Here is a 22037-nt window from a genome sequence, read left to right as displayed (position 1 = left end):
CCCGCGCCATGCTAGACCAAAGCGCGGGCTGACCAAAGCGGGGGATCATGAGCGCCTGGATTGAAATCGCGTCGGGTGAGACGTTGGCCCGGATCGCCTTGCGCGGCGCCGAACTCAAAAGCTGGCGCGTTGGCGAGGGTGAGTTGATTTGGCCGGGCGATGGTAAATATTGGGCGGAGTCGGCGCCGCTGCTCTTTCCCGTCGTTGGCTGGACCCGCGACGGCATTGTCGTGGACGGTCAACGCTACCCGCTCGGCCTGCACGGCTTCGCGCGCGGCGAGGATTTCACGCTGGTCGAACAGGCCGCGAACCGCGCCCGGCTGCGGCTCAGGGCCAACGCAGAAACGCGCGCGCTCTATCCCTTCGATTTCAATTTTGATGTCGAATATATCATACAAGACAATATATTGAGCGTATTTCTTGAAGTCAAAAATGAAGATCGCGCGCCGCTGGCCTTCGCCTGCGGCCTCCATCCCGGCTTTGTCTGGCCGCTGCCAGGCGCGCGCGGGCCCCATGTCGTGCGCTTCGATGCGGCGGAGCGCGCGGAGGTTCCCGTGATCGCGCCAGGCGGGCTGTTCTCGTCGCGCACCCGTTCCATCCCCCTGCGAGGGCGGGAGCTCGATCTGACGCCCGAATTGTTCGACGAGGCTTTGTGCTTCCTCAACGCCAGGAGTTCGGCGCTCGAATTCGCCCCCGCCCAAGGCGGTCCAAGCGTTGGCCCCAGCCTCCGCATGGAGCTGGAGAATTTCCCCCATATTGCGCTTTGGTCGCGGCCGGGGGCGCCCTTCCTCTGTCTCGAAGCCTGGACCGGCCATGGCGACCCGGAGGAGTTTTGCGGCGACATTTTCGCCAAGCCGTCGATGCGGAAGCTGGCGCCGGGCGAAACGGACCGCAGCGCCGCAAGGCTCGTCTGGCGTCCGGGAAAGAATCGAAGCTTGGGCTGATGCGCAGATCGCGCTATGACGCGCCGTGCCCAATCGCTCGATCCTGACCCGGTCCGGTCCGACCCGCCGCAATATTGCGCTTTTTCTCGTCGCGCGCGGCTTCGGCGCCTTCACCTCGCAGATGCTCGACGTCGCCATGGGCTGGCATGTCTATGCGACGACCGGCAGCGCCCTGAGCCTCGGCTTCGTCGGGCTGGCGCAATTCCTGCCGCTACTCGTGCTGCTGCGCTGGAGCGGGGCCGCCAGCGACCGTTTCGACCGGCGCAAGATTTCGGCCTTCGCCGCCCTTGGCCAGGTTGCGGCTTCGCTGGCGATCTTTCTGCTCGCGGCGTTTTCGGCGCCGATCTGGACCTTCTATCCGGCGCTGTTCGCGCTCGGTTCGGCGCGGGCTTTTTCGGGGCCGGCCAATGCGTCGCTTTTGCCCGAAATCGTCGATCACGAGACCTTTCCGCGCGCGGTCGCTTTGTCCACCACCGTTTTCCAGGCGGCGACCATCGCCGGCCCGGCGCTGGGCGGCCTGCTGTTCGCCGCGCTCGATGTGAAAATTTTCCTGCTTTGCGCGGTCTTCGCCACCGCAGGCGTTCCTGCCGTGATGGCGATTCGCCGACCCGATGGCGTGTCGGCGCGTCCCGGCTTCGATCCGGCCGAGCAGAGCGCGCTGGCGGGCCTGCGCTATATTTGGTCGAACAAGATCGTGCTCGGGGCCATTTCGCTCGATCTCTTCGCCGTGCTGTTTGGCGGCGCCACGGCGCTGCTGCCGATTTACGCCCGTGACATCCTGATGGTCGGCCCGCTCGGCCTGGGCGCCTTGCGCGCGGCCCCGGCGGTCGGCGCGATCGGGGTCAGTCTTGTGCTGGCCGCCTATCCCTTGCGCCGGGGCGCGGGGCCGAAGATGTTTCTCGCTGTCGCGGGTTATGCCCTGGCGACCATCGTCTTCGCCCTTTCGACGTCTTTCCTTGTCTCGCTCGCCGCGATGGCGGCGCTCGGCGCCTTCGACGTCGTGAGCATGGTGGTGCGCCAGACGCTGGTCCAGCTCGCCACGCCCAACGAAATGCGCGGCCGCGTTTCGGCGGTGAACTTCCTGTTCATCGGCGCCTCGAACCAGCTGGGCGAGTTCGAATCCGGCGTCGCCGCCGCTTTGCTCGGTCCGGTCGGGGCGGCTCTGTTCGGCGGCTTTGGCGCGCTGATCGTCGTCGCGGCCTGGGCGGCGCTGTTCCCGCAATTGCGCAAGGCGGATGCGATCGGGGGTTAACAAGCGGCCGAACCTCTGCCAAAAGCGGGGCGAAATCTTCTCCGGGGGCTGGCCATGACGCAGACGATCTTGAAACCTTCGGCCAAAAAGGCGCTGCTGATCGACGGCAAGGCCGCGTCGGCGGGCGTGCTGGAGCGCGTCGCGCGCGAGGCCGCGCTCCTCTCGGTCAAGCCCGGTCTGGCCGTGGTTCTGGTCGGCGAAGATCCGGCCAGCCAGGTCTATGTGAAGTCCAAGGGCAAGGCCGCCCATTCCTGCGGCTTTCATTCCGTCCAATATGACCTGCCCGCCGAGACCAGCGAGTCCGAGCTGATCGGCATCGTCCGCAGCCTGAACGCCGATCCCGCCATCCACGGCATTCTGGTGCAATTGCCGCTGCCCGCCGGAATCGATTCCAACAAGGTGCTCGAAACCATCGCGCCCGAGAAGGATGTCGACGGTTTCCATCCGGTCAATGTTGGCTTGCTGGCGACAGGGCTGACCGAGCGGGCGCTCGTGCCCTGCACGCCCGCCGGCGCCATGCTGCTGATCGAGGAGGCGGCGAGGGCGCTCGGCCGAGACATTTCCGGGGCGGAAGCGGTCATCGTCGGCCGGTCTAACATCGTCGGCAAGCCGATGGCGCAATTGCTGCTGGCGAAAAACGCCACCGTGACCATCGCCCATTCCCGCACGAAGGACCTGCCGGAGGTCGCGCGCCGCGCCGATATTCTCGTCGCCGCCGTCGGGCGTCCGGAAATGATTCGCGGCGACTGGATCAAGCCGGGCGCGCTGGTGATCGATGTCGGCATCAATCGCGTGCCGGGCGCCGAACCGGGCAAGACCCGGCTGGTCGGCGATGTCGCCCTCGACGAAGCCATTGCGGTCGCCGGCGCGATCACGCCGGTGCCGGGCGGCGTCGGCCCCATGACGATCGCCATGCTGATGTCGAATACATTGCGCGCGGCCAAATTGACCAAGGTCTGAGTCACCCCGTCTTTGCCTTCCGGCTAGGATGAGCCGCCGCGCGGGATGCGCTATGGTCGCGCCGGAATCGGCGGCGGCAAGCACCGTTGCAAGCCGCGCCGGGGGAGGAAATCATGGGGAACGCTTATCTGACCGGTCTTGACCGCAATCGCGCCAATTATGCGCCGTTGACGCCTTTGAGCTTTCTCGCGCGCTCGGCCGACGTCTTCCCGCACAAGACTTCGGTGATCTATAACGAACTTCGCTACACCTGGGGGCAGACGGCGGAGCGGTGCCGGCGGCTGGCCTCGGCGCTTCAGAAACGCGGCATCGTCAAGAACGACACCGTGGCGGTGATGCTGCCCAATATTCCGGCCATGTTCGAGGCCCATTTCGGCATTCCGATGTCGGGCGCCGTACTCAACACGCTCAACACCCGCCTCGACGCCGAAGCCATCGCCTTCACGCTTGACCATGGCGAGGCGAAAATCCTGCTCACCGACCGCGAATATTCGAAGATCATCGCCAAGGCGCTCGATCTCATGACCGGCCCGAAGCCCGTCGTCATCGACGTGGACGACCCGAGCTATGTCGGCGGCGCCTTCCTCGGCGAGATCGAATATGAGGCCTTTCTGGCGGAAGGCGACCCGGGTTTCGAGCCCGCGCCGCTCGACGACGAGTGGGACGCCATCGCGCTCAACTACACCTCCGGCACGACCGGCAATCCGAAGGGCGTCGTCTATCACCATCGCGGCGCCTATCTGAACGGCGTCAACAATATCGTCAGCTGGGGCATGCAGCCGCATGCGGTCTATCTGTGGACCCTGCCGATGTTCCATTGCAATGGCTGGTGTTTCCCCTGGACCATGGCGGCCAATGCCGGGGTCAATGTCTGCATTCGCCGCATCGACCCCAAGCAGATCTTCGCGCTGATCCGCGAGCACAAGGTGTCGCATTTCTGCGGCGCGCCGATCGTGCATGGCATGCTCATCAACGCCGATCCGGCCGACCAGGCCGGGATCGACCATCCGGTCGCGGCGCTGATCGCGGGCGCGGCGCCGCCGGCGGCGATCATCGAGGGCATGGAAAAGCTCGGCGTCTCGATCACCCATGTCTATGGCCTCACCGAGACCTACGGCCCGGCTTCCGTCTGCGCCAAGCAGGCGGAATGGGACAGCGAGTCGCTGGCCAAACGCGCCGAGCTGAACGGGCGCCAGGGCGTGCGCTCGCTGCTGCAGGAGGGCATCGACGTCCTCGACACGATGCACTTCCAGCCGGTGCCGCATGACGGCCAGACCATGGGCGAGATCGTGTTTCGCGGCAATATCGTGATGAAGGGCTATCTCAAGAACGAGCGGGCGACCGATGAGAGCTTCGCCGGCGGCTGGTTCCGCACCGGCGATCTCGCGGTGATCGACCCCGACGGCTATGTGAAGATCAAGGACCGCTCGAAGGACGTCATCATCTCGGGCGGCGAGAACATTTCGTCGATCGAGGTCGAGGACGTGCTTTATCGCCACAAGGACGTGCTTGCGGCGGCCGTGGTGGCGACCCCGGACGAGAAATGGGGGGAGGTTCCCTGCGCCTTCATCGAGTTGCGCGAGGGCGCCGATCCGACGCAGGAAGAGCTCCTGGAGCATTGCCGCGCGCATCTGGCGCGCTTCAAGGTGCCGAAGCTCTTCATCTTCGGGCCGCTGCCGAAGACCTCCACCGGCAAGATCCAGAAATTCATCCTGCGCGAAAAAGCCCGCTCGGCCGAGGCCATCGGCTAATACCAAGGCTCGCAGGTGAGAACCTGTGAGCCTTGGTTAGGCGCGACTGCGCCGCCGAGCTTACGCGAGGGATTCCTTGACCGCGATGAGTCGCGGTCAAGGAGAAATGGTATAACCCTCAGAACGCTTCGATCGCCGGCAAGCCGGCGGTCGAAGCCAATGGCGGAAGCGTCCACACGCTTCCGAAAAATGCAATTTTAAACATTGACCAAGAAAGACGTGGTGTTTTCGCGTCGTAGGCCTATCTTTAAGAAGATATTTTTTATTGCATCGTGGCGTGGAGCCGGGTCATGAAGATCACCGTGAACATAGATTGCACGCCCGCCGAAGCACGGGCGTTCATGGGCCTGCCCGATTTCGAGCCGATGCAGAAACGAGCAATGGAAGAACTCGAAAAGCGCATGCTGGAATCGGTGGAGCGCTATTCGCCCGAAGCCTTGCTGAAAATGTGGATGCAGCCCGCGACGCTCAACGCGGACTGGCTTCAGGATATCCTCCGCCAGGGACGGAAATAACCGGCGTCGCGGCTGTATTTCTTGAATGCTTGCGTATTTCGGCGCGCCGTCTGGCGCGCCTTTTTCTTCGGCCGGAATTTTTTCTTGACTTTATTTGTTGATCGTCGCCGCGCCCGCCGCGCAGACGACCTCATCTTGCGAACCCGCCCCTCCCGAACAACCGATGGCGCCGATCAGCTTGCCATCCTCGATCAAGGGAATGCCGCCGCGAGACGCGATGACGTCGTCGAGGGTGAGGACAAATTTAAAATCGACTTTCTGCACCGCTTCCTCGAACACGCGGGTCGGGCGGCGGAAGGATGCGGCGGCGCGCGCCTTATGTTCCGCGATGGCGATGGAGGCGAGTTGCGCGCCGTCCATGCGCGCAAAAGCGACGAGATTGGCGCCGGAATCGACGACGGCGATATCGAGCGGCCAGCCACGTTTCTCGGCCTCGGCCTGCGCGGCGGTGATCGCCGCCTGCGCGCGCGACAGCGAAATCGGCGGGCCATAAGGCGTCGCGAAGGGCATTTTGTCGGGAATGGCGTCGAGCGGATAGGCGGCCGGCGCGGCGGGCTGCTGCGCGGAGACGGAAATGGGCGTGAGGACGGACGAGAAAAGCAAGAAAGCAAGGGCCTGAATGCGCATGAAAGCCTCCCGGAGCGGATACCGGCAGGATAACGCGGATCACAGCCCCGCGTTCAACAACCTTCCAGCTTTAATGTAGCGGCTGGGGTCGACCGGCGCGCCGTCGACGCGCACCTCATAGTGCAGATGCGGGCCGGTCGAGCGGCCCGTCGAGCCGATCGCGCCAAGCGTCGCACCCGCTTGCACCCACTGGCCATCCTCGACAAGGATGCGGGACAAATGGCCATAGCGGGTCGTGAGGCCGGCGCCATGATCCACTTCGACCATATTGCCATAGCCGCCAGCCTGTCCCGCCGTGATCACGCGCCCGGCGGCGGTGGCGCGCACCGGATCGCCGTAATCGCCGCGAAAATCCATGCCGCTATGTAAGGCGGGCTTGCCGAGGAAAGGGTCGGTGCGATAGCCGAAAGTCGAGGTGACGTCGAGCGGGCCGGGGAGGGGCTGGCGCAGTGGCGCGAAAGGCAGGGCGCGGCGCAATCCGTCCATGGTGATGATGGAGGTGTTCAGGCTGGCGTAGGCCCGCTCGAAATCGCCGCCGCGATCCGGAGCCACAACGGGAACATAGGGGCCGCCCATCGCCACATTTGTGACGCCGTCCTTGTCGGGCCGGGCGGCCGCCTGCCGCACCATGCGTTCGACCGGCAGGCCGGCTTCGGCGAAGGCTTCGCGCAGGCGCTCGGCCTTGGCGGCGGCGGGCGCCTTGAGGCCGTTCAAGGCGGCGATCTGACGCTGCTCGATGCTGTCGAATCGCGCCGCGAACGTGCGCAGGCGCTGATCGGGCAGGGCCGGATCGACGTTTTCGGAAACATCCTCTCCGGTGGCGTCCAGCGGATGAGCGCGGCGCAGATCGAAGCCCTCCGGCGCCGGCTTGAAATTTTCGCGCGCAGCGGCGGGCGTGGGCGCAGCGGCCGGGGCTGGCGCCTGTGCGGCTGCGGCGGGGATTTGGGCCGGCGCGGCGGAAGAGGGACGGCGGGCGGCGGAAAGATCCTGCGGGTCGATTCGCGCGGCTAGCGAGGCGAGCAGGGCGGAGCGGGATTCGAGCTTGGCCTGCCGCACCGTCAGTTCCGCCATCTTGCCTTCGAAACTGTCCTGATTGAGCATTTGCCGCGAGGCGAGGGAGTCGATCTGCGAACGCAGGGCCGCGATGCGGTCTTCATAGGCGAATTGATTGCTCGCCTGCCGGCGCATCAGCGAGGCGAGCATGTCGTCGCGAAACATCAGGTAGGAGCCCGCGGCGAGGCAGGTCAGCGCCAGCGCCGGAATTACGAAAAGCACCGCCGCGGCGACCGCCCGCGGCAGCGTGATCTGGCGATGAAAATCGCCGAAGGACACTTGAAGGATCAAGCCAGGCCGAGGGGCCTGCGCCGAAATTGCCGCGCCACGCATCATGCTTCATCCCGAAGGATCGCGCCGGCGAGGGCGCGATCGAGTTCAGGAGAAAAGGTAAGCGAACATGGTTAATGTTTCGCCAACAGGGGTTTAGCGCGCCTCGGTTACAGGCTTTTGGCCGCCGCCAGAACTTCCTCGGCATGGCCCGGCACTTTAACCTTGCGCCAGACCCTTGCGATCTTGCCATCGGGGCCGATCAGGAAGGTCGTGCGCTCGACCCCCATATATTTGCGGCCATACATGCTCTTCTCGACCCAGACGCCATAGGCTTCCAGCATTTGCTTGGCTTCGTCGGCGACAAGCGGAAAGCTCAGCTCATATTTGTCGCGGAACTTGTCGTGCTTCTTGACCGGATCGGGCGAGGCGCCGACGATTGTGGCCCCAGCCGCGGCGAATTCCTTGGCCAGCCCGTTGAAGGCGATGGCCTCGGCGGTGCAGCCCGAAGTGTCGTCCTTGGGATAGAAATAGAGCACGAGCTTGCCGCCCTTGAAATCGCCCAGCGAGATCTCGCCCTTGCCGTCCCTCGGCAAGGTGAAATCCGGGGCCGCATCGCCCGCTTGTAAAACCGCCGCCATCGCCTGTCCTTTCAGTTCGAGCGGCGTGCAACAACGCCGCCGCCGCCCTTTGGCGGGGCGCGCGAAGCGCCTCCCGCTCAAGCCGCCATTTTTGCTTATTTCGGGCGCAAATGTCTGCATATTTCTGCGTCGCAAAAATGAGGCCAGCCGCGCTTCCGGGCCGGAAGGAGGCGGCGTTTTGCTATAGAATGACGATTCGGTTGGCCGGGCCAGCCGCAACGGCGAAGAAAGCGGTCGCATTGGTCGAAACGAGAGATCCCGAAGTTCTTGAAGCGCCGCCGCCTCCGCCGGAACGGCGGAAGCGCTTTCGTCGCACGCGCCGCCTCGCCAGCGCGACTTTGTCCTTTGCGCTGATGACGGTTCTATGCGTCCTCGGGATCGTCGTCGCCGCCCTCGCATTCGGCCGCGTCAGTCTCGACATCTTCAAGCCGGTCCTTGTCTCCGCGCTCCAGCAGCGCCTCGGCCCCGGTTATGCGCTCGAAATCGAAGGCATGGACATCGAGCGGCAGGATCGCGGCCTCGCCCTGGCGATCACGGGAGTCAAGCTGAGCCGCGCCGACGGCCGCCGTCTGATTTCCGCGCCCAAGGCCGATCTCATCTTCGATCCGCTGTCCCTGCTGGCCGGACAGATCAAGCCGTCGCGTGTCGATATCGACGGCCTGAACGTTGAGCTGCGCGTGCTGGCGGACGGCGGCCTCGATCTGACGGCGGGCGGCGAGCCCGCCAGCCTGGCGGCTCCTGCGGCGCCCGAAGCTGCGTCGAGTCCGCCGCCGGCCGCCCCCGCGGACGCTCCTGCGGAGCCGCAGCCCAGCGTCGCGCCGCCGACCAGCGGCCAAGTTCACGTCGAGCGCGCGAAGGTGTTGCGACAGGTGGCGAAGGCGATCAACACGATTTTCGACATTGGGCAGGGCCGCGACAGCCCGATAGCCGCCCTTGATCATTTCGGCATCAGGCGGGGGCGCCTGATTATCGACGACCGCGAGGCTGGCCAGAAGCGCGGCTTCGAGGAATTCGAATTTTCGCTGGATCGCGCCATCGCCAGCCACCGCCCGGTAGTCGATGTGAAAATTTCGGCGCGCGGCCCGAGCAGGCGATGGTCGGTCGAAGGCGTCGCGCGCGGCGACCGCGACGACGCCCATGAACTGGCGATCGAAGGATCGGGCTTTTCCATCGACGAGATCGCGCTGCTGGCGGGCAAGTCCAGTCTGCCGATCGATTCCGACATTCCAATTTCGTTCAAGGCCTCGGCCTCGTTTCGGGGCGACAACCATGTGCTCGACGCCAACGCCCGGCTGGCGCTGGGGCAGGGGTTCTGGCGCTTCGACGATCCCGACTTTCCGCCCGTCTTCCTCGACGAGTTTTTCGCCGCCGCGCATTGGGACGCCGCCAGCCATCGCGCCGTGGTCGACCAGGCGCAGATCTTCTCGGGGGCCTCGCGCTGCTTCTTCAATGGCGTGATCGCGCCTCCCGCCCAGGACGCCGCGCCGTGGAGCATGAACTTCAAACAGGCGGAGGCCTGCGTGATCGGCCCGGACCGAGCGGGCGAGAAGCCGGTGACGATCGCCACGATCCGCATCGATCTGGCGCTCGATCCGGCAAACAAAATTCTGTCGTTCAATCGCATCGAGCTGGTGGGGCCGGAGGTCGCCGCCGCCGTGCAGGGCTCGGTCGATTGGGTTGACGGCGTCCATATGCGCCTTGGCGTTTCCGCGGGCAAAACGACGGCGGCGGGCGCGCTCGCCATCTGGCCCCACGCCTTCGGCGCGCCCGTGCGCGGCTGGGCCGGAGACCATCTCCTCTCCGGAACGCTCGAGACCTTCCGCATGGCGGTCGACCTCGACGACCTGGACCTGCGCATGATGCGGGCGCAGGTCCCGCCCATGAGCGACCGTGTGGCGATGGATTATACCGTCCGGGACGCCGCCTTCACCTTTCTCGACGGCGCTCCGGCCGTCCAGGGCATGAACGCCCAAGGCGTCTCGACTGGCCGGTCGGCGCGGTTGGACGCCAGCGTCGCCTTCATGGAATCGGCGCCTGGACGGCGGATCGACCTGACGGACGGCCGCATGACGATGCCTGATTTCAAGGCCAGGCCAATGCAGCTCATCGTCGGCGCGCGTGGGCGCGGCTCGCTCGACGTGCTGGGCGAGATCCTTGCCATGCCGGGCTTCGCCAAGGTCGCCAGCCTGCCGCTGGACCCCAAGACGACAAAGGGCCAGTTCGACGGCGAATTCACCTACCGGACCGCGCTCCAGGATGTTTACGATCCCAAGCTGTCGAGCATGGAGGTCAAGGCACGGGTCGAAGGTTTTTCGGCGGATCGCCTGATCGGCAAGGCCGGTCTCGAACAGGGTTCGCTGGCGGTGAGCCTGCTTGGCGGCGTCACCCGCATTACGGGTACGGGTAGGCTGTTCGGCGCGCCGGCGACGCTCGAATTCACGCGGAGCGACGACCAGCCCCCCAAGGGGACGATCGCTTTCCCGATGGACGAGGCGGCCCGCGCCAAGGCCGGGCTGAATTTCGGCTCCAGCGTCGTCGGTCCAGTCGGCGTGAAGATCGTCGGCGACGTCGGCGCGGCGCATCCGCAGGCCCAGGTCGAGCTGGATCTCGCCAAGACCGGGCTGATCTATCCCGTGCCCGGCCTTTTCAAACCCGCCGGCCGCCCCGCGAAATCGACCTTCGCCTATCGCGAGGACGAACGCGGCGCCGCGACGCTGGACGATTTCCTCTATGACGGCTCCGGTCAGAGCGCCCGGGGAACGCTGCAACTCTCGCCCGAAGGCGCGCTGGCGGCGGCGAAACTGCCGCAGGTAAAATTCTCGCCCGGCGACAATTTGCAGGTCGAGGCCCAGAAGAGCGGCGAGATCATGAAAATCACGGCGCGCGGCGCCGCGGTCGACGCGCGTCCCTTCCTGAGCAGTCTGACCGACAGCAGCGCCGCTCGCGGCCCGACGACCGATTTCGATCTTGACCTCAGTGCGACCCTTCTGACCGGCGCCAATCGCCAGATCATTTCCAACGCCGCAATGCGTCTCGCCAAGAAGGGCGGCCAGTTCCAGGCGCTGAACATTTCCGGCAAGCTCGGCGCCGATCCGGTGAAGGGCGCCTTGACCCGTCCCGATTCCGGCGCTCCTCTTTTTACCCTCAGCACATCCGACGGCGGCGCGCTGCTCTCCTTCATGGATTTTTACACCCATATGGAGGGCGGCGCCTTCTCAGCCGAATTGCGCCTCGCGGACGGAGGATTTTCCGGCTCCGTCGACGTCGAGAATTTCGTGTTGCGCGGCGAGCCGGCTCTGAAAAGCTTCGCGGATGCGCCCAACGCCGGGGCTCTGGCCTCCAAGGTCAAGCTGAATCCCAGCTCGGTACAGTTCTCGCGAATGCACGCCTTGCTGCAAAAGACCAATGGCCGGCTCGTGGTGCGCGACGGCGCCATCGCCAATCCGAGCATCGGCTCGACGCTCGAAGGCTGGATCGATTTCGACAACGACACCCTCGACGTCTCCGGCACATTCGTGCCCGCCTATGGCGTCAACAATCTGTTCGGGCAATTGCCTGTTATCGGGATGGTGCTGGGCGGCGGCCAGGAGGAAGGGCTGATCGGCGTGAATTTCCGCGTTTCCGGGAAAACTGCGTCGCCGGTCCTGTCGGTCAATCCGCTCTCGGCCATAGCTCCGGGGTTCTTGCGCAAGATTTTCGGCATCCTTCCCCACTGAAATGCAGAAAAACTTAAGGGGTGTTGCGAAGTTTTAAATTTCATTTTGGCGACCACGCCCCCACCTTGGCGAAAAAGCACAGGAGGCGCGCGTGGTCGAGGTGGTGATTTTCGATCTTGACGGGACTTTGGCCGAAACAGAGGAGGTCCATCGTCTCGCGTTCAATCGGGCTTTCGCCGATTCCGGCCTCGACTGGGACTGGGATGTCCCGCTCTATCGCGAATTGCTGAAGGTGACGGGAGGCAAGGAGCGGATCGCTCATTTCATCGAGCGAAGCGGCGGCCGCGCCGAACCCGGTTTCGTCGCGGAATTGCACAAGGCCAAGACAGCGATCTATACTAGGATGGTGGCCGCTGGCGGCGTTCCCTTGCGTCCCGGGGTCAGGGAATTCATTGCGGCGGCGCGCGCGGCGGGGCTGGAGCTGGCCATCGCCACCACGACATCCATGCCCAATATCGAGGCTTTGCTGGGCGCCGCGCTCGGCCCGAACTGGCGGGAGGTCTTTCCCGTCGTTGGCGCTGGCGACATGGTGGAGAAGAAAAAGCCAGCGCCGGACGTCTATCGGCTGGTGCTGGACAAGCTCGGCAAGGCGCCGGAGCTTTGCGTCGCCATCGAGGATTCTCGCAATGGCGTGCTTGCGGCGCGCGGGGCGGGGCTGACGGTCGTCGCGGTGCGCTCGCCATTCAGCGCCGACGACGATCTCGCCGGCGCTTCGGTCGAATTGCTGAATTGCGAGGGCCTGACGATGGCCCTGCTGGACTCGGTTACTCGGCTGTCTTGACGCTCTTCAGGCGCACCGGGCGAAGCAGGAAGCTCGGCACATGGTCGCCCATGCCGATCACAGGCGCGTCGTCGTCAGCCTGGCGGCCGGCGTTTCTCCGCCGGGGCGCCTCGTCCCTGACGCGGGCGGGCGCATCCTTCATGCGGACCGGCGCGTCTTTTGTGCGCGGCTCGGCGTGAATTGCCCGGGGCGCCTCGCTATCCGCGCGGGGCGCCTCGTGATTTGCGCGAGGCGCCTGTTGGCGGCCCTGGCGGACCGGCTCTTCGCCGCCGTGCGAACGTTCACGACGCGGTCCGCGCTCGGTGCGGTCGCCGCGCGATCCACGGCGCGGCCTCTCGGCGGCGCGGTCGCGATCCCGGCCGATATGCTCGGCCGGAGCCAACTCGCCGAAACGCGGTCCGACCCATTCGATCTGCTCTTTGATCAGATCCTGGATCTGGGAGACATATTTGGAATCGTCCTCGGTGACGATCGTATAGGCGTGGCCCGAGCGTCCCGCGCGACCGGTGCGGCCGATGCGATGGACATAATCCTCGGAATGGGTCGGCACATCGAAATTGAAGACGTGGCTGACGTCGGGAATATCGAGGCCGCGCGCGGCGACGTCGGAGCAGACCAGAATGTCGACCGCGCCATTTTTGAAGGCGTCAAGCGAGGCCATGCGCGCGGACTGGTCCATGTCGCCATGCAAGGCGCCGACGGGAAAGCCGTGCTTTTCCAGGCTCTTGTAGACGATGGCCACGTCGCGCTTGCGGTTGCAGAACACGATCGCGTTTTTCAGGCCATCGGCCGCGCGCAGCAGGCGGCGCAGGGTTTCGCGCTTGTCGCCGCCGCCATGCGAGGCGACCAGTTGCTGCGTGATCGTCGAGGCCGTGGTGGCGGCGCGGGCGACTTCGATACGCGTCGGATTATGCAGGAACTGCTCGGTCAGCCGCGTGATTTCCGGCGGCATGGTCGCCGAGAAGAACAGGGTCTGGCGCGTGAAGGGCACCAGCTTGCAGATCTTCTCGATATCGGGGATGAAGCCCATGTCGAGCATGCGGTCAGCCTCGTCGATGACGAGGATTTCGATGCCCGAGAGCAGCAGCTTGCCGCGCTCGAAAAAGTCGAGCAGGCGGCCGGGCGTGGCGATCAACACATCGGCGCCGCGCATGATCTTGACTTCCTGGTCGGCGAAGGAGACGCCGCCGATCAGCAAGGCCACGTTGAGCTTGTGCTGCGAGCCGTATTTGTTGAAGCTTTCCTCGACCTGGGCGGCGAGTTCGCGCGTCGGCTCCAGGATTAGCGTCCGCGGCACGCGGGCGCGGGCGCGGCCCTGTTCGAGCCGGCACAGCATGGGGAGGGTGAAGGCGGCGGTCTTGCCGGTGCCCGTCTGCGCGATGCCGAGCACGTCGCGGCCGGCCAGAACGCAGGGAATGGCCTGGGCCTGGATCGGCGTCGGCGTGGTATATCCGGAAGTTTCGACGGCGCGCAGCACTTTTTCGCTGAGGCCGAGTTCGGAAAACTGCATTAAAGGTTCCAATATCAGGGTTTGAAAAGGATCGGCCCCGCCAAAGAGCTGGCGCCGCTCCCTTAGGAAGCAGCCGCCGAGGTCAGCCAATTCACATTATCGAGCCGAGCGGCGGGACCCTGAACCCAATCGGCAAAGACGCCACGAAGCGCTTGAGCGCTTTGTGCGTCACTTCGGCGGAGGGCGCCCGGGACTGGCCGACCGTGAAGGCAAGCCGTCATCCCTGGCGCGCGCACCCCGAAACGCCACGTGGACCATTAGGCCAAGCGGCGTCAAAGTCAATGAATATCTCGGAATATAGCGCCGAAAGGGGCCGCTTCTCAGCGCGTTTTCGCGCTTTCGCCACAAGGATTGAGCTGGACCTTGCTAGCCTGTCCGCGGATCGAGGCGGTGGGCGCATAGTCGACGCCGGCGCGGTCGAACGCGAAAGTGGGCAGAGCTCCGCTTTGGGCGAGCTTGTCCATTCCATGCGCGCCGAACACGCAGACGATCGAAACAAACGCGCAAAGCAGCGCGAATTTATCGACCGCGGATCCCTTCCGGTTGTTGACCAAATCCTTGTCTGCGGACATCTGACGCTCCCGACATGATGGATCCTTTATGAAGGGCCACGGTAAACGGAGCGTTACGAGATCACGGTTTCATGCGTGAGATGCATAGAGGATCAGAGATCGACGAGATCGGCGGAGGCGGCGAAAGCGGCGCGCTCCTGCAGGAAAGCGAAGCGCGCCTCCGGCTTCGTTCCCATCAAACGCTCGACCGAATCCGCCGTCTCCTCGCGGTCCTCATCGACGATCGCCACCCGCAGCAGGGTGCGCTTGCCGGGCGCCATGGTGGTTTCCTTCAGCTGCGCGGGCAGCATTTCGCCAAGGCCCTTGAAGCGGCTCATTTCGACCTTGCCGCGCGCATTGAACTCCTTGCTCAGTAATTCGTCGCGATGAAACTCGTCGCGCGCATAGGCGATCTTGGCGCCTTGCGTGAGCTTATAGAGCGGCGGCACAGCCAGATAGAGATGCCCTTGATCGATCAGCTTGGGCATTTGCCGATAGAAGAAGGTGATGAGCAGCGAGGCGATATGGGCGCCGTCCACGTCGGCGTCGGTCATGATGATGACCTTGTCATAGCGCAGATCCTCGGCGCGATATTGCGAACCCGTGCCGACGCCCAGCGCCTGGATCAGGTCGCCCAACTGCTGGTTGGCGGTCATCTTCTCGCGCGTCGAGCTGGCGACATTGAGGATCTTGCCGCGCAGCGGCAGGATCGCCTGATTGGCGCGGTCGCGCGCCTGCTTGGCCGAGCCTCCCGCGGAATCACCCTCAACGATAAAGAGTTCAGAGCCTTGCGCCGAGTTATTCGTGCAGTCCGCGAGCTTGCCCGGCAGGCGCAGCTTGCGCGTGGCGCTCTTGCGGGCCACGTCCTTCTCGGCGCGTCGGCGCAAACGCTCCTCGGCGCGGTCGACCGCCCATTCGACAAGGGCCTTGGCCTGGGCCGGCGCGGCGGCGAGCCAATGGTCGAAAGCGTCGCGCATGATGCTCTCGACGATGCGCGAGGCCTCGGCGCTCATCAGGCGGCTCTTGTTCTGGCCCTGGAATTCCGGCTCGCGGATGAAGATGGAGATCATCGCCGCGCAGCCGGCCATGAGGTCTTCGCTGGTCACTGCCGCAGCACGCTTGCCCAGCCCGATGCGGTCGGCGTGGTCCTTGAGACCGCGCAGCAGGGCGAGGCGCAAACCCGATTCATGCGCGCCGCCGTCCGGGGTCGGAATGGTGTTGCAATAGGAATGGACGCTGCCATCGTCCTGGGCGAGCCAGGCGACCGCCCACTCGAGCGAACCGTGCCGCTCCGCCTTTTCCACCCGGCCGACGAAAAACTGTTCCGCGACCAGCTCCTTTCCCTCGATGTCGGCGGCGAGATAATCCTTGAGCCCGCCGGGGAAATGGAAGACGGCCTCCGGCGGCGTCTTGCCATTGGCGTCGAGCAAAGAAGGCGCGCATTTCCAGCGGATTTCGACGCCGCCGAACAGATAGGCCTTGGCCCGCGCCATCTTGAACAGCCGAGCGGGAGAAAAGCGCGCGGTCTCGCGGAAGATCTGCGGATCGGCCCTGAAGCGCACCTTGGTGCCGCGCCGATTGGCGATGCGGCCGAGGTTTTCGATCCCGCCGACCGGCGCGCCGCGCGAAAAGACCTGGCGATAGAGGATCTGGCCGCGCGCAACCTCGACTTCCAGCCGCTCGGACAAGGCGTTGACCACCGACACGCCGACGCCATGCAGGCCGCCCGAGGTCTGATAGGCCCCCGAGTCGAACTTGCCGCCCGCGTGGAGCGTGGTCATGATGACTTCCAGCGCCGATTTCTTGGGGAATTTCGGATGCGGATCGACGGGAATGCCGCGACCATTATCGGTCACGGACAGGAAGCCTTCCTCATCCAGCGCGACATCGATGCGCGTGGCGTGGCCGGCCACGGCCTCGTCCATCGAGTTGTCGAGCACTTCCGCGAAAAGGTGATGCAGGGCGGTTTCGTCCGTGCCGCCGATATACATGCCGGGGCGCCGACGCACCGGCTCCAGCCCCTCCAGAACCTCGATCGAGGCCGCCGTATAGCCGGATTCGCCCGGCGTGCCCGAAGTCAAAGGACCCGAAGTCAAAGGCTTCTTCGGCTCGGAGGCTTTCTTGCCCGGCGCCGGTTTGGGCGCGCCAAATAGATCGTGCTCGGCCATGATCCCGCAAAGTCGTTTGAGATGTCGAAACGTACCGCATTCGACGCGTCAGGCGATCCACGCCGAAGAGTTTCCCACAATTCGGATGGATCGCGGCTGGCGCCGCGCAACCGGCATTCCCTCATCGTTGTCATTAGCATGAAGCGTAAATGGAGTGAACAGAACGAAAACAATTTTTATCCATGCGGGTAAAATGGCCACATTTGCAGGCGTTCCGCATGGATTGGGCTCCAAAAGCCTGCTAACGATGGCGCATTCCTCCCGTGGAGAAAATATGGCGCGGCGTCTTTTGGTCGTGGACGACGATCCGATCCTGGCGTTCCTCGTCGCCGAATGGCTGATGGAAATCGGCTGCGAAGTGGTCGGTCCGGCGCGCTCGGTTTCCGCGGCGCTGGAACTGGTCGAGCGGGAGGGCGAGGCGCTCGACGGCGCGCTGCTCGACGTCGCGCTCGACGGCGAGGACTCCTATCCGATCGCCGACGCACTCGCGCTTTACGGGATCCCCTACGCCTTCGTCACCGGACACGGCATCGGCGCGCTCGCGCCCGGCTATCGTGACGCGCCGGCTTTGACCAAACCGTTCCAGTTCGAGGATTTGCAGCGAACTATCGACGGACTGATCGCCTTGCGCGGGCGCGAAAAAGCGGAATGATCAATTCGCGCACTCGGTCGCCAGCAGACGAGACAATTTGCGGCGCAATTGCTCGGCGCTGACCGGCTTGTGCAGCAGCTCGAAGCCGCTCGCGGCGATTTCGGCGATATGTTCCGTCGCGGTGTCGCCCGTGAGGATGAGGGTCGGAAACTCTCGTCCGGACTGGCGCGCGATTTCCTTGGCGGCGTCCACACCGGTCAGGCCGGCGCCGAGCCGATAGTCGCTGACGACCGCATCGAAGCGCCAGCGCCGCGCCAGCGCCAACTCCAGCGCCTCCTCGCCGCTTGAGGCCGCGAGCGTCTTGCAGCCCCACTTGCGCGCGATGTTTTCCAGGCCGCGGCGCAGGATCAGATTGTCCTCGATGATCAGGATTCGACCGCGCGGATCGTCGAAATGCGCGGGGAGCGATTCGGCCGGGGCGCCGGCGGATTCGGCGGCGGGCAAGGACAGAGAAAAGCGCGAGCCCCGTCCCACCCGCGAACTGACCTCGACCTGTGCGTCCAGCAACGCGGCGAGGCGGGCGACTATGGCGAGTCCCAGCCCGAGACCCTTGGCGAGATCGCGCCCCGGGTTGTTGAGCTGGATGAACTCCTCGAAGATTTCCTTCTGCTTTTCCTCTGGCACGCCGACGCCGGTGTCGACGACGTCGATCCGCACCCGCGAGCCGCGCCGGCGCAGGCCGATCAACACGCCCCCGCTCGGCGTGTAGCGCATGGCGTTCTCGATCAGATTGCGCAGGGCGCGCTCCAGCAGCGCCGGATCGGCGAGCGCATAGAGCTTGCGCGGCATGACTCGCAGCTCCAGCCCCTTGTCTTCGGCTTTCGCGCCATATTCGGCGGAGAGGCGGTCCAGCATGGCGCTCAGGTCCACATTGTCGATGCTTGGCGCGACCACGCCCGCGTCGAGGCGGGAAATGTCCAGAATGGCCGTGAGCAGACCATTGAGCCCGCCCAGAGCCTGTTTCATCATCCGCGCGGTTTCGAGCGCCTTGGGGGTGGTGGCGACCTGTCGCTCGATCAGTGCGAGCAGCAACACCAGCGACTGCACCGGCTGGCGCAGATCATGGCTGGCCGAGGCGAGGAACTTGGACTTGGCGCGATTGGCGCGCTCGGCTTCGAGGGTCGCGGCGCGCAAGGCCGCCTCCATTTCCTTCTGTTCGGTGATTTCCGTGGCGGTGCCGAACCATTGCAGCACCCGGTTCTCGCTGTCGCGATGCGGCATGATGCGTGTCAAGAAGGGCCGGAAGCGGCCGTCCGTTCCACGCAGGGAGACGGTCATGTCCAGCGGGCGGCCGGTCGCGACGCAATCGGCCCAGCGCTCCAGGAGCTGGGGCAGGGCGTCAGCCTCCACCACGTCCTTCAGTCCTGCAATGTCCACTCCCACCGCCTTCGCGCCGGTATAATCGTACCAGCGTTCATTGAACCAGGTGATGTCGCCGTCGGGGCTGGCGATCCAGGCAAGCTGGGGAATCGCGTTGGCGAGAGAGCGGAAATTGCGCTCGCTCTCGCGCAAGGCGTCCTCGGCGGCGCGCAGGCCGCTGATGTCGAGATCGGTGACGAAGACGCGCAACGGCTTGCCGTCGGGGCCGATATCGGCGCTCCACACGCTTTCGATCCAGCGTTCCTGGCCGTCGTCGCCGATGACCCGATATTCGATGCGCCCGGTCGAAGCCCCGTTGAGACATTGCTGCACGGCCACGCTCAGCCGGCGGCGATCGTCCGGCGGCATATGGTCGAGCAGCTTGTTCAGGCCATCCTCCATCGGGCCGCCGTCCGCCGGAGTCGCCGGCTGGTAGCCGAGGACATGGGCGAAGTTCTCGGCGACATGGACGCGCCGGTTGACGATGTCGAAATCGGTATAGGTCAGGCGGCCGGCGTCGGCGGCGTGGCGCAGCCGGCTTTGGCTCTGCCGGAGCGCGGCCTCGCTTTCCATCAAGGCGATTTCGGCCCGCTTGCGTTCCGTGATGTCGGTGCGGATGGCGACAAATTGGCGCGGGCGTTCGCGTTCGTCGAGAAAGGGCACGATGGTCGTGTCGACCCAATATTCCGAACCGTCCTTGGCGCGGTTGCAGATCTCGCCGCGCCAGACCCCCCCCTTAGCAATAGTCCGCCACATCGAGCGGAAAAACTCCTTCGAATGCACGCCGGAATTGAGGATGTTGTGGTTCTGACCGAGCAGCTCCGCCCGCGAATATTGCGAAATCGTGCAGAATTTATCGTTCGCATAGGTGATGACGCCGCGCTTGTCGGTGACGGCGACGATGGCGTGCTCGTCGAGCGCGGAAATGCGCGCCTGCAATTCCAGGCGCGCTTCGGCGGCCTTGAGATCGGAATAGAGGCGATGCATCGCTTCCCCGATCAGCGCGAAAGCGATGCCGCTCACCACGAAAACGAGCACCGCCGGGCCATCGGTTGGCGTATCGAGCCAGGCGGACAACACATGCGCGGAGAAGGCCGACAGCACGAGCGAGACAAGACCGGCAAAAAAGCCTCCGGCGAGCGCGCCGATCATGACAGCCGGATAAAAGGCGATGAGGGACGACGGCGTGGCGAAGCCCGCCCCGACGAGCGCCGCCTGGCACGCCGCTCCGGCAGAGGCCGCCAGCAGCCCCATGCCGAACGCCAGCGCGACAGGCGCGCTGTGGCGCAGGCTGGCGATCCGCTTCAGATAGGCGACATAGGGCGTCATCCAATCGAACGCTGCCGGATCGGAGCCTTCGGGGTCTCCGGCGACAAATTCGGATTGCGTTTCCTGCCGCACGCTGCCCCCATTTCCAACAGGCCGACGCGCGCCGCGCGAATAAAAAATCGCTAATCTAAAATGGTTCGGCGCGGCAAATAGCTCAAGAGGTCATATTTACACCAATCGCCCGCAAAGCCCAACCAATCGGCTCGATCTTGCGCAACGACCTTCGCCTAATTCTTCGCCGGGCGGCGCGGCGATTTTCATTTGCGTCGCGGCGTCCCGACGCGCTAGACGGAATTCCACACATTTCGGGTCCCCGGCGCCGGCGCGCCGCCCGAGCAGAGGCGCGACGCTATGGCGATGCAGAACTACAAGCCCGGCAAGGCCGCCTTTCTCTTCATTTTCATCACCGTCGCGCTCGATATGATCGCCCTGGGCGTGATGATCCCTGTGCTGCCCAAGCTGATCGTCTCTTTCGAAGGCGGCGATTTCGGGACGGCCTCGCGCGTTGTAGGCTATTTCGGCATCGCCTGGGCCTTTATGCAATTCGTCTTCCAGCCGGTGCTGGGCTCGCTGTCCGACCGTTTCGGACGGCGGCCGGTCGTATTGTTGTCGAATATCGGCCTCGGGCTGGATTATGTCGTGATGGCGCTCGCGCCGACTCTCGGCTGGCTGTTCCTGGGCCGGCTGATTTCCGGCGCGGCCTCGGCCAGTTTTTCCACCGCCGGCGCCTATATCGCCGACATCACCCCCGCCGATAAGCGCGCCGCGCGGTTCGGCATGCTCGGCGGGGCCTTTGGCCTCGGTTTCGTGCTCGGGCCGGCCATTGGCGGCTATCTTGGCCAGATCGACCTGCGCCTGCCGTTCTGGGCCGCCGCCGGCTTCAGCCTGCTCAACGCCTGTTACGGCTTTTTTGTCCTGCCGGAATCGCTGGCGCCGGAGAACCGCACCAAGAGCATCGTCTGGAAGACGGCGCATGTCCTCGGCTCCCTGCGCTTCCTCGGCCGCGAGCCGGCGCTTGCGCTGCTGTCCGCCGCGATCTTCCTGTCCTATCTCGCCCATGACTCGCTGCCGAGCATCTTCGTGCTCTACACCAGCTACCGCTATCATTGGGACGCCCGCACCACCGGAGAGGTGCTCGCTTTGGTCGGGCTCGCCCAGACCATTGTCGCCGCGGGCCTGGTCCGGCAGTCGGTCAAGAAATTCGGCGAATTGCCGACGGCCATGTTCGGGCTCGCCTGCGGCGTCGCGGGCTTCGTCGCCTACGCGCTCGCGCCGAACGGGACCGTCTTCATCGCGGCGCTGCCGCTGGTCGCGCTTTGGGGGCTTGCCGGACCGGCTTTTCAGGCCTTGGCGACGCGGCTGGCCGGCGTGAGCGAGCAAGGGACGGTCCAGGGCGCTATCGCCAGCTTGCGCGGCATTTCCGGCATGATCGGCCCGATCGCCTATACCCAGATTCTGTCCTGGGAGATCGCGGGCGGACGCAGTCCGGGCGGCAGCTATGGCCTCGCCGCGCTCCTTCTGGGCTTGAGCCTTGTCTTCACGCTTGCGGTCGGCCGCGCCAAGATCGCAGCCGGCGACGCCGCTTGAGATTTTTTCCGCCACAGCAAAACCTGTCCCGCGTCGCCGCCCTTGTTTGTGGCGGCGACGTGGCGTCGCGCCTACGCCAGCGCGGACGGCGCAAACGAAAAGGGCGGCCTTGCGGCCGCCCTTCGCGCTTTCCTGAGCTTGCGGCTCAGTAGGAATAATACATGTCGAACTCGACCGGATGCGGGGTCATGTCCGTGCGCATCACGTCCTGCATCTTCAGCTCGATATAGGCGTCGATGAAGTCGTCGTTGAACACGTCGCCGGCCTTCAGGAAGGCGCGGTCCTTGTCGAGGCTCACGAGCGCCTCGCGCAGCGAGCCGCACACCGTCGGGATCTTCTTCAGCTCGCGCGGGGGCAGATCATAGAGATCC

The 22037-nt window shown here is 65.0% G+C and carries 16 protein-coding genes and 1 pseudogene; 9 read left to right on the top strand and 8 right to left on the bottom strand.

What is annotated here, in order from left to right; genetic code table 11:
* Positions 1 to 47 precede the first annotated feature (47 nt).
* From QZ409_RS18500 to QZ409_RS18480, 5 genes are all read left to right on the top strand, one after another.
* Positions 48 to 944, top strand: a complete 897-nt coding sequence (locus QZ409_RS18500; protein WP_296714269.1) for an aldose 1-epimerase family protein — start codon at positions 48 to 50, stop codon at positions 942 to 944.
* 25 nt (positions 945 to 969) lie between these two features.
* Positions 970 to 2196 (top strand): MFS transporter, encoded by a 1227-nt coding sequence (locus tag QZ409_RS18495; protein WP_296714267.1) that lies wholly within the window; start codon positions 970 to 972, stop codon positions 2194 to 2196.
* A 54-nt stretch (positions 2197 to 2250) separates the two neighbouring features.
* Entirely contained in the window at positions 2251 to 3156 is a 906-nt protein-coding gene (gene folD, locus QZ409_RS18490) for a bifunctional methylenetetrahydrofolate dehydrogenase/methenyltetrahydrofolate cyclohydrolase FolD (RefSeq protein WP_296714265.1), read from the top strand.
* Between the two features lie 113 nt (positions 3157 to 3269).
* Entirely contained in the window at positions 3270 to 4907 is a 1638-nt protein-coding gene (locus QZ409_RS18485; RefSeq protein WP_296714264.1) for an acyl-CoA synthetase, read from the top strand.
* A 290-nt stretch (positions 4908 to 5197) separates the two neighbouring features.
* Entirely contained in the window at positions 5198 to 5422 is a 225-nt protein-coding gene (locus tag QZ409_RS18480) for a DUF6489 family protein (RefSeq protein WP_296714262.1), read from the top strand.
* A gap of 90 nt (positions 5423 to 5512) precedes the next feature.
* On the opposite strand, the gene QZ409_RS18475 is transcribed toward QZ409_RS18480, so the two are convergent.
* From QZ409_RS18475 to QZ409_RS18465, 3 genes are all read right to left on the bottom strand, one after another.
* Positions 5513 to 6049, bottom strand: coding sequence for a heme-binding protein (locus QZ409_RS18475; RefSeq protein WP_296714259.1), 537 nt, complete (start codon positions 6047 to 6049; stop codon positions 5513 to 5515).
* A gap of 39 nt (positions 6050 to 6088) precedes the next feature.
* On the bottom strand, positions 6089 to 7435 hold the full coding sequence (locus QZ409_RS18470) for a M23 family metallopeptidase (RefSeq protein WP_296714255.1): 1347 nt from the start codon (positions 7433 to 7435) through the stop codon (positions 6089 to 6091).
* 107 nt (positions 7436 to 7542) lie between these two features.
* Complete coding sequence (locus tag QZ409_RS18465; RefSeq protein ID WP_296714252.1) at positions 7543 to 8013, bottom strand: peroxiredoxin; 471 nt, start codon at positions 8011 to 8013, stop codon at positions 7543 to 7545.
* Between the two features lie 239 nt (positions 8014 to 8252).
* Between QZ409_RS18465 and QZ409_RS18460 the strand changes: the two genes are divergently transcribed.
* Positions 8253 to 11729, top strand: a complete 3477-nt coding sequence (locus QZ409_RS18460; RefSeq protein WP_296714250.1) for an AsmA-like C-terminal region-containing protein — start codon at positions 8253 to 8255, stop codon at positions 11727 to 11729.
* Positions 11730 to 11820: 91 nt separating this feature from the next.
* Positions 11821 to 12510, top strand: a complete 690-nt coding sequence (locus QZ409_RS18455) for an HAD-IA family hydrolase (RefSeq protein WP_296714246.1) — start codon at positions 11821 to 11823, stop codon at positions 12508 to 12510.
* On the opposite strand, the gene QZ409_RS18450 is transcribed toward QZ409_RS18455, so the two are convergent.
* From QZ409_RS18450 to parE, 3 genes are all read right to left on the bottom strand, one after another.
* The gene (locus QZ409_RS18450) at positions 12494 to 14020 is read right to left on the bottom strand and encodes a DEAD/DEAH box helicase (protein WP_296714244.1); all 1527 of its coding nucleotides are present in this window, start codon (positions 14018 to 14020) and stop codon (positions 12494 to 12496) included. The genes QZ409_RS18455 and QZ409_RS18450 overlap by 17 nt on opposite strands.
* A 320-nt stretch (positions 14021 to 14340) precedes the next feature.
* Positions 14341 to 14592 (bottom strand): hypothetical protein, encoded by a 252-nt coding sequence (locus tag QZ409_RS18445; RefSeq protein ID WP_296714243.1) that lies wholly within the window; start codon positions 14590 to 14592, stop codon positions 14341 to 14343.
* Positions 14593 to 14684: 92 nt separating this feature from the next.
* Positions 14685 to 16739 carry a DNA topoisomerase IV subunit B gene (parE, locus tag QZ409_RS18440; protein WP_296714240.1) on the bottom strand — a complete coding sequence of 685 codons (2055 nt, stop codon included), beginning with the start codon at positions 16737 to 16739 and terminating at the stop codon, positions 14685 to 14687.
* Between the two features lie 274 nt (positions 16740 to 17013).
* Here parE and QZ409_RS18435 point away from each other — a divergent pair, with 274 nt between their 5' ends.
* Positions 17014 to 17391, top strand: a complete 378-nt coding sequence (locus QZ409_RS18435) for a response regulator (protein ID WP_296714238.1) — start codon at positions 17014 to 17016, stop codon at positions 17389 to 17391.
* Here the strand turns inward: QZ409_RS18435 and QZ409_RS18430 are convergent, their stop codons facing one another.
* On the bottom strand, positions 17392 to 20151 hold the full coding sequence (locus tag QZ409_RS18430) for a PAS domain-containing protein (RefSeq protein WP_296714235.1): 2760 nt from the start codon (positions 20149 to 20151) through the stop codon (positions 17392 to 17394).
* A gap of 279 nt (positions 20152 to 20430) precedes the next feature.
* Here QZ409_RS18430 and QZ409_RS18425 point away from each other — a divergent pair, with 279 nt between their 5' ends.
* Complete coding sequence (locus QZ409_RS18425; protein ID WP_296714231.1) at positions 20431 to 21666, top strand: TCR/Tet family MFS transporter; 1236 nt, start codon at positions 20431 to 20433, stop codon at positions 21664 to 21666.
* Between the two features lie 145 nt (positions 21667 to 21811).
* Here the strand turns inward: QZ409_RS18425 and glnA are convergent.
* Positions 21812 to 22037, bottom strand: a pseudogene (glnA, locus tag QZ409_RS18420) (glutamine synthetase); the annotation flags it as partial.

The organism is Rhodoblastus sp. (genome assembly GCF_019449565.1).
Taxonomy (GTDB): Bacteria; Pseudomonadota; Alphaproteobacteria; order Rhizobiales; family Beijerinckiaceae; genus Rhodoblastus.
Note: the sequence above shows the minus strand (reverse complement) of the source record. Positions and strands in the feature narration are given on the sequence as shown.

What these genes read in the sequence shown, in the direction of transcription:
- QZ409_RS18445 (WP_296714243.1), bottom strand. Translation starts at nt 14,592, where the DNA reads ATGTCCGCAGACAAGGATTTGGTCAACAACCGGAAGGGATCCGCGGTC.
- QZ409_RS18450 (WP_296714244.1), bottom strand. Translation starts at nt 14,020, where the DNA reads ATGCAGTTTTCCGAACTCGGCCTCAGCGAAAAAGTGCTGCGCGCCGTC.
- QZ409_RS18500 (WP_296714269.1), top strand. Translation starts at nt 48, where the DNA reads ATGAGCGCCTGGATTGAAATCGCGTCGGGTGAGACGTTGGCCCGGATC.
- folD (WP_296714265.1), top strand. Translation starts at nt 2,251, where the DNA reads ATGACGCAGACGATCTTGAAACCTTCGGCCAAAAAGGCGCTGCTGATC.
- QZ409_RS18480 (WP_296714262.1), top strand. Translation starts at nt 5,198, where the DNA reads ATGAAGATCACCGTGAACATAGATTGCACGCCCGCCGAAGCACGGGCG.
- parE (WP_296714240.1), bottom strand. Translation starts at nt 16,739, where the DNA reads ATGGCCGAGCACGATCTATTTGGCGCGCCCAAACCGGCGCCGGGCAAG.
- QZ409_RS18470 (WP_296714255.1), bottom strand. Translation starts at nt 7,435, where the DNA reads ATGCGTGGCGCGGCAATTTCGGCGCAGGCCCCTCGGCCTGGCTTGATC.
- QZ409_RS18475 (WP_296714259.1), bottom strand. Translation starts at nt 6,049, where the DNA reads ATGCGCATTCAGGCCCTTGCTTTCTTGCTTTTCTCGTCCGTCCTCACG.
- QZ409_RS18435 (WP_296714238.1), top strand. Translation starts at nt 17,014, where the DNA reads ATGGCGCGGCGTCTTTTGGTCGTGGACGACGATCCGATCCTGGCGTTC.
- QZ409_RS18425 (WP_296714231.1), top strand. Translation starts at nt 20,431, where the DNA reads ATGGCGATGCAGAACTACAAGCCCGGCAAGGCCGCCTTTCTCTTCATT.
- QZ409_RS18485 (WP_296714264.1), top strand. Translation starts at nt 3,270, where the DNA reads ATGGGGAACGCTTATCTGACCGGTCTTGACCGCAATCGCGCCAATTAT.
- QZ409_RS18465 (WP_296714252.1), bottom strand. Translation starts at nt 8,013, where the DNA reads ATGGCGGCGGTTTTACAAGCGGGCGATGCGGCCCCGGATTTCACCTTG.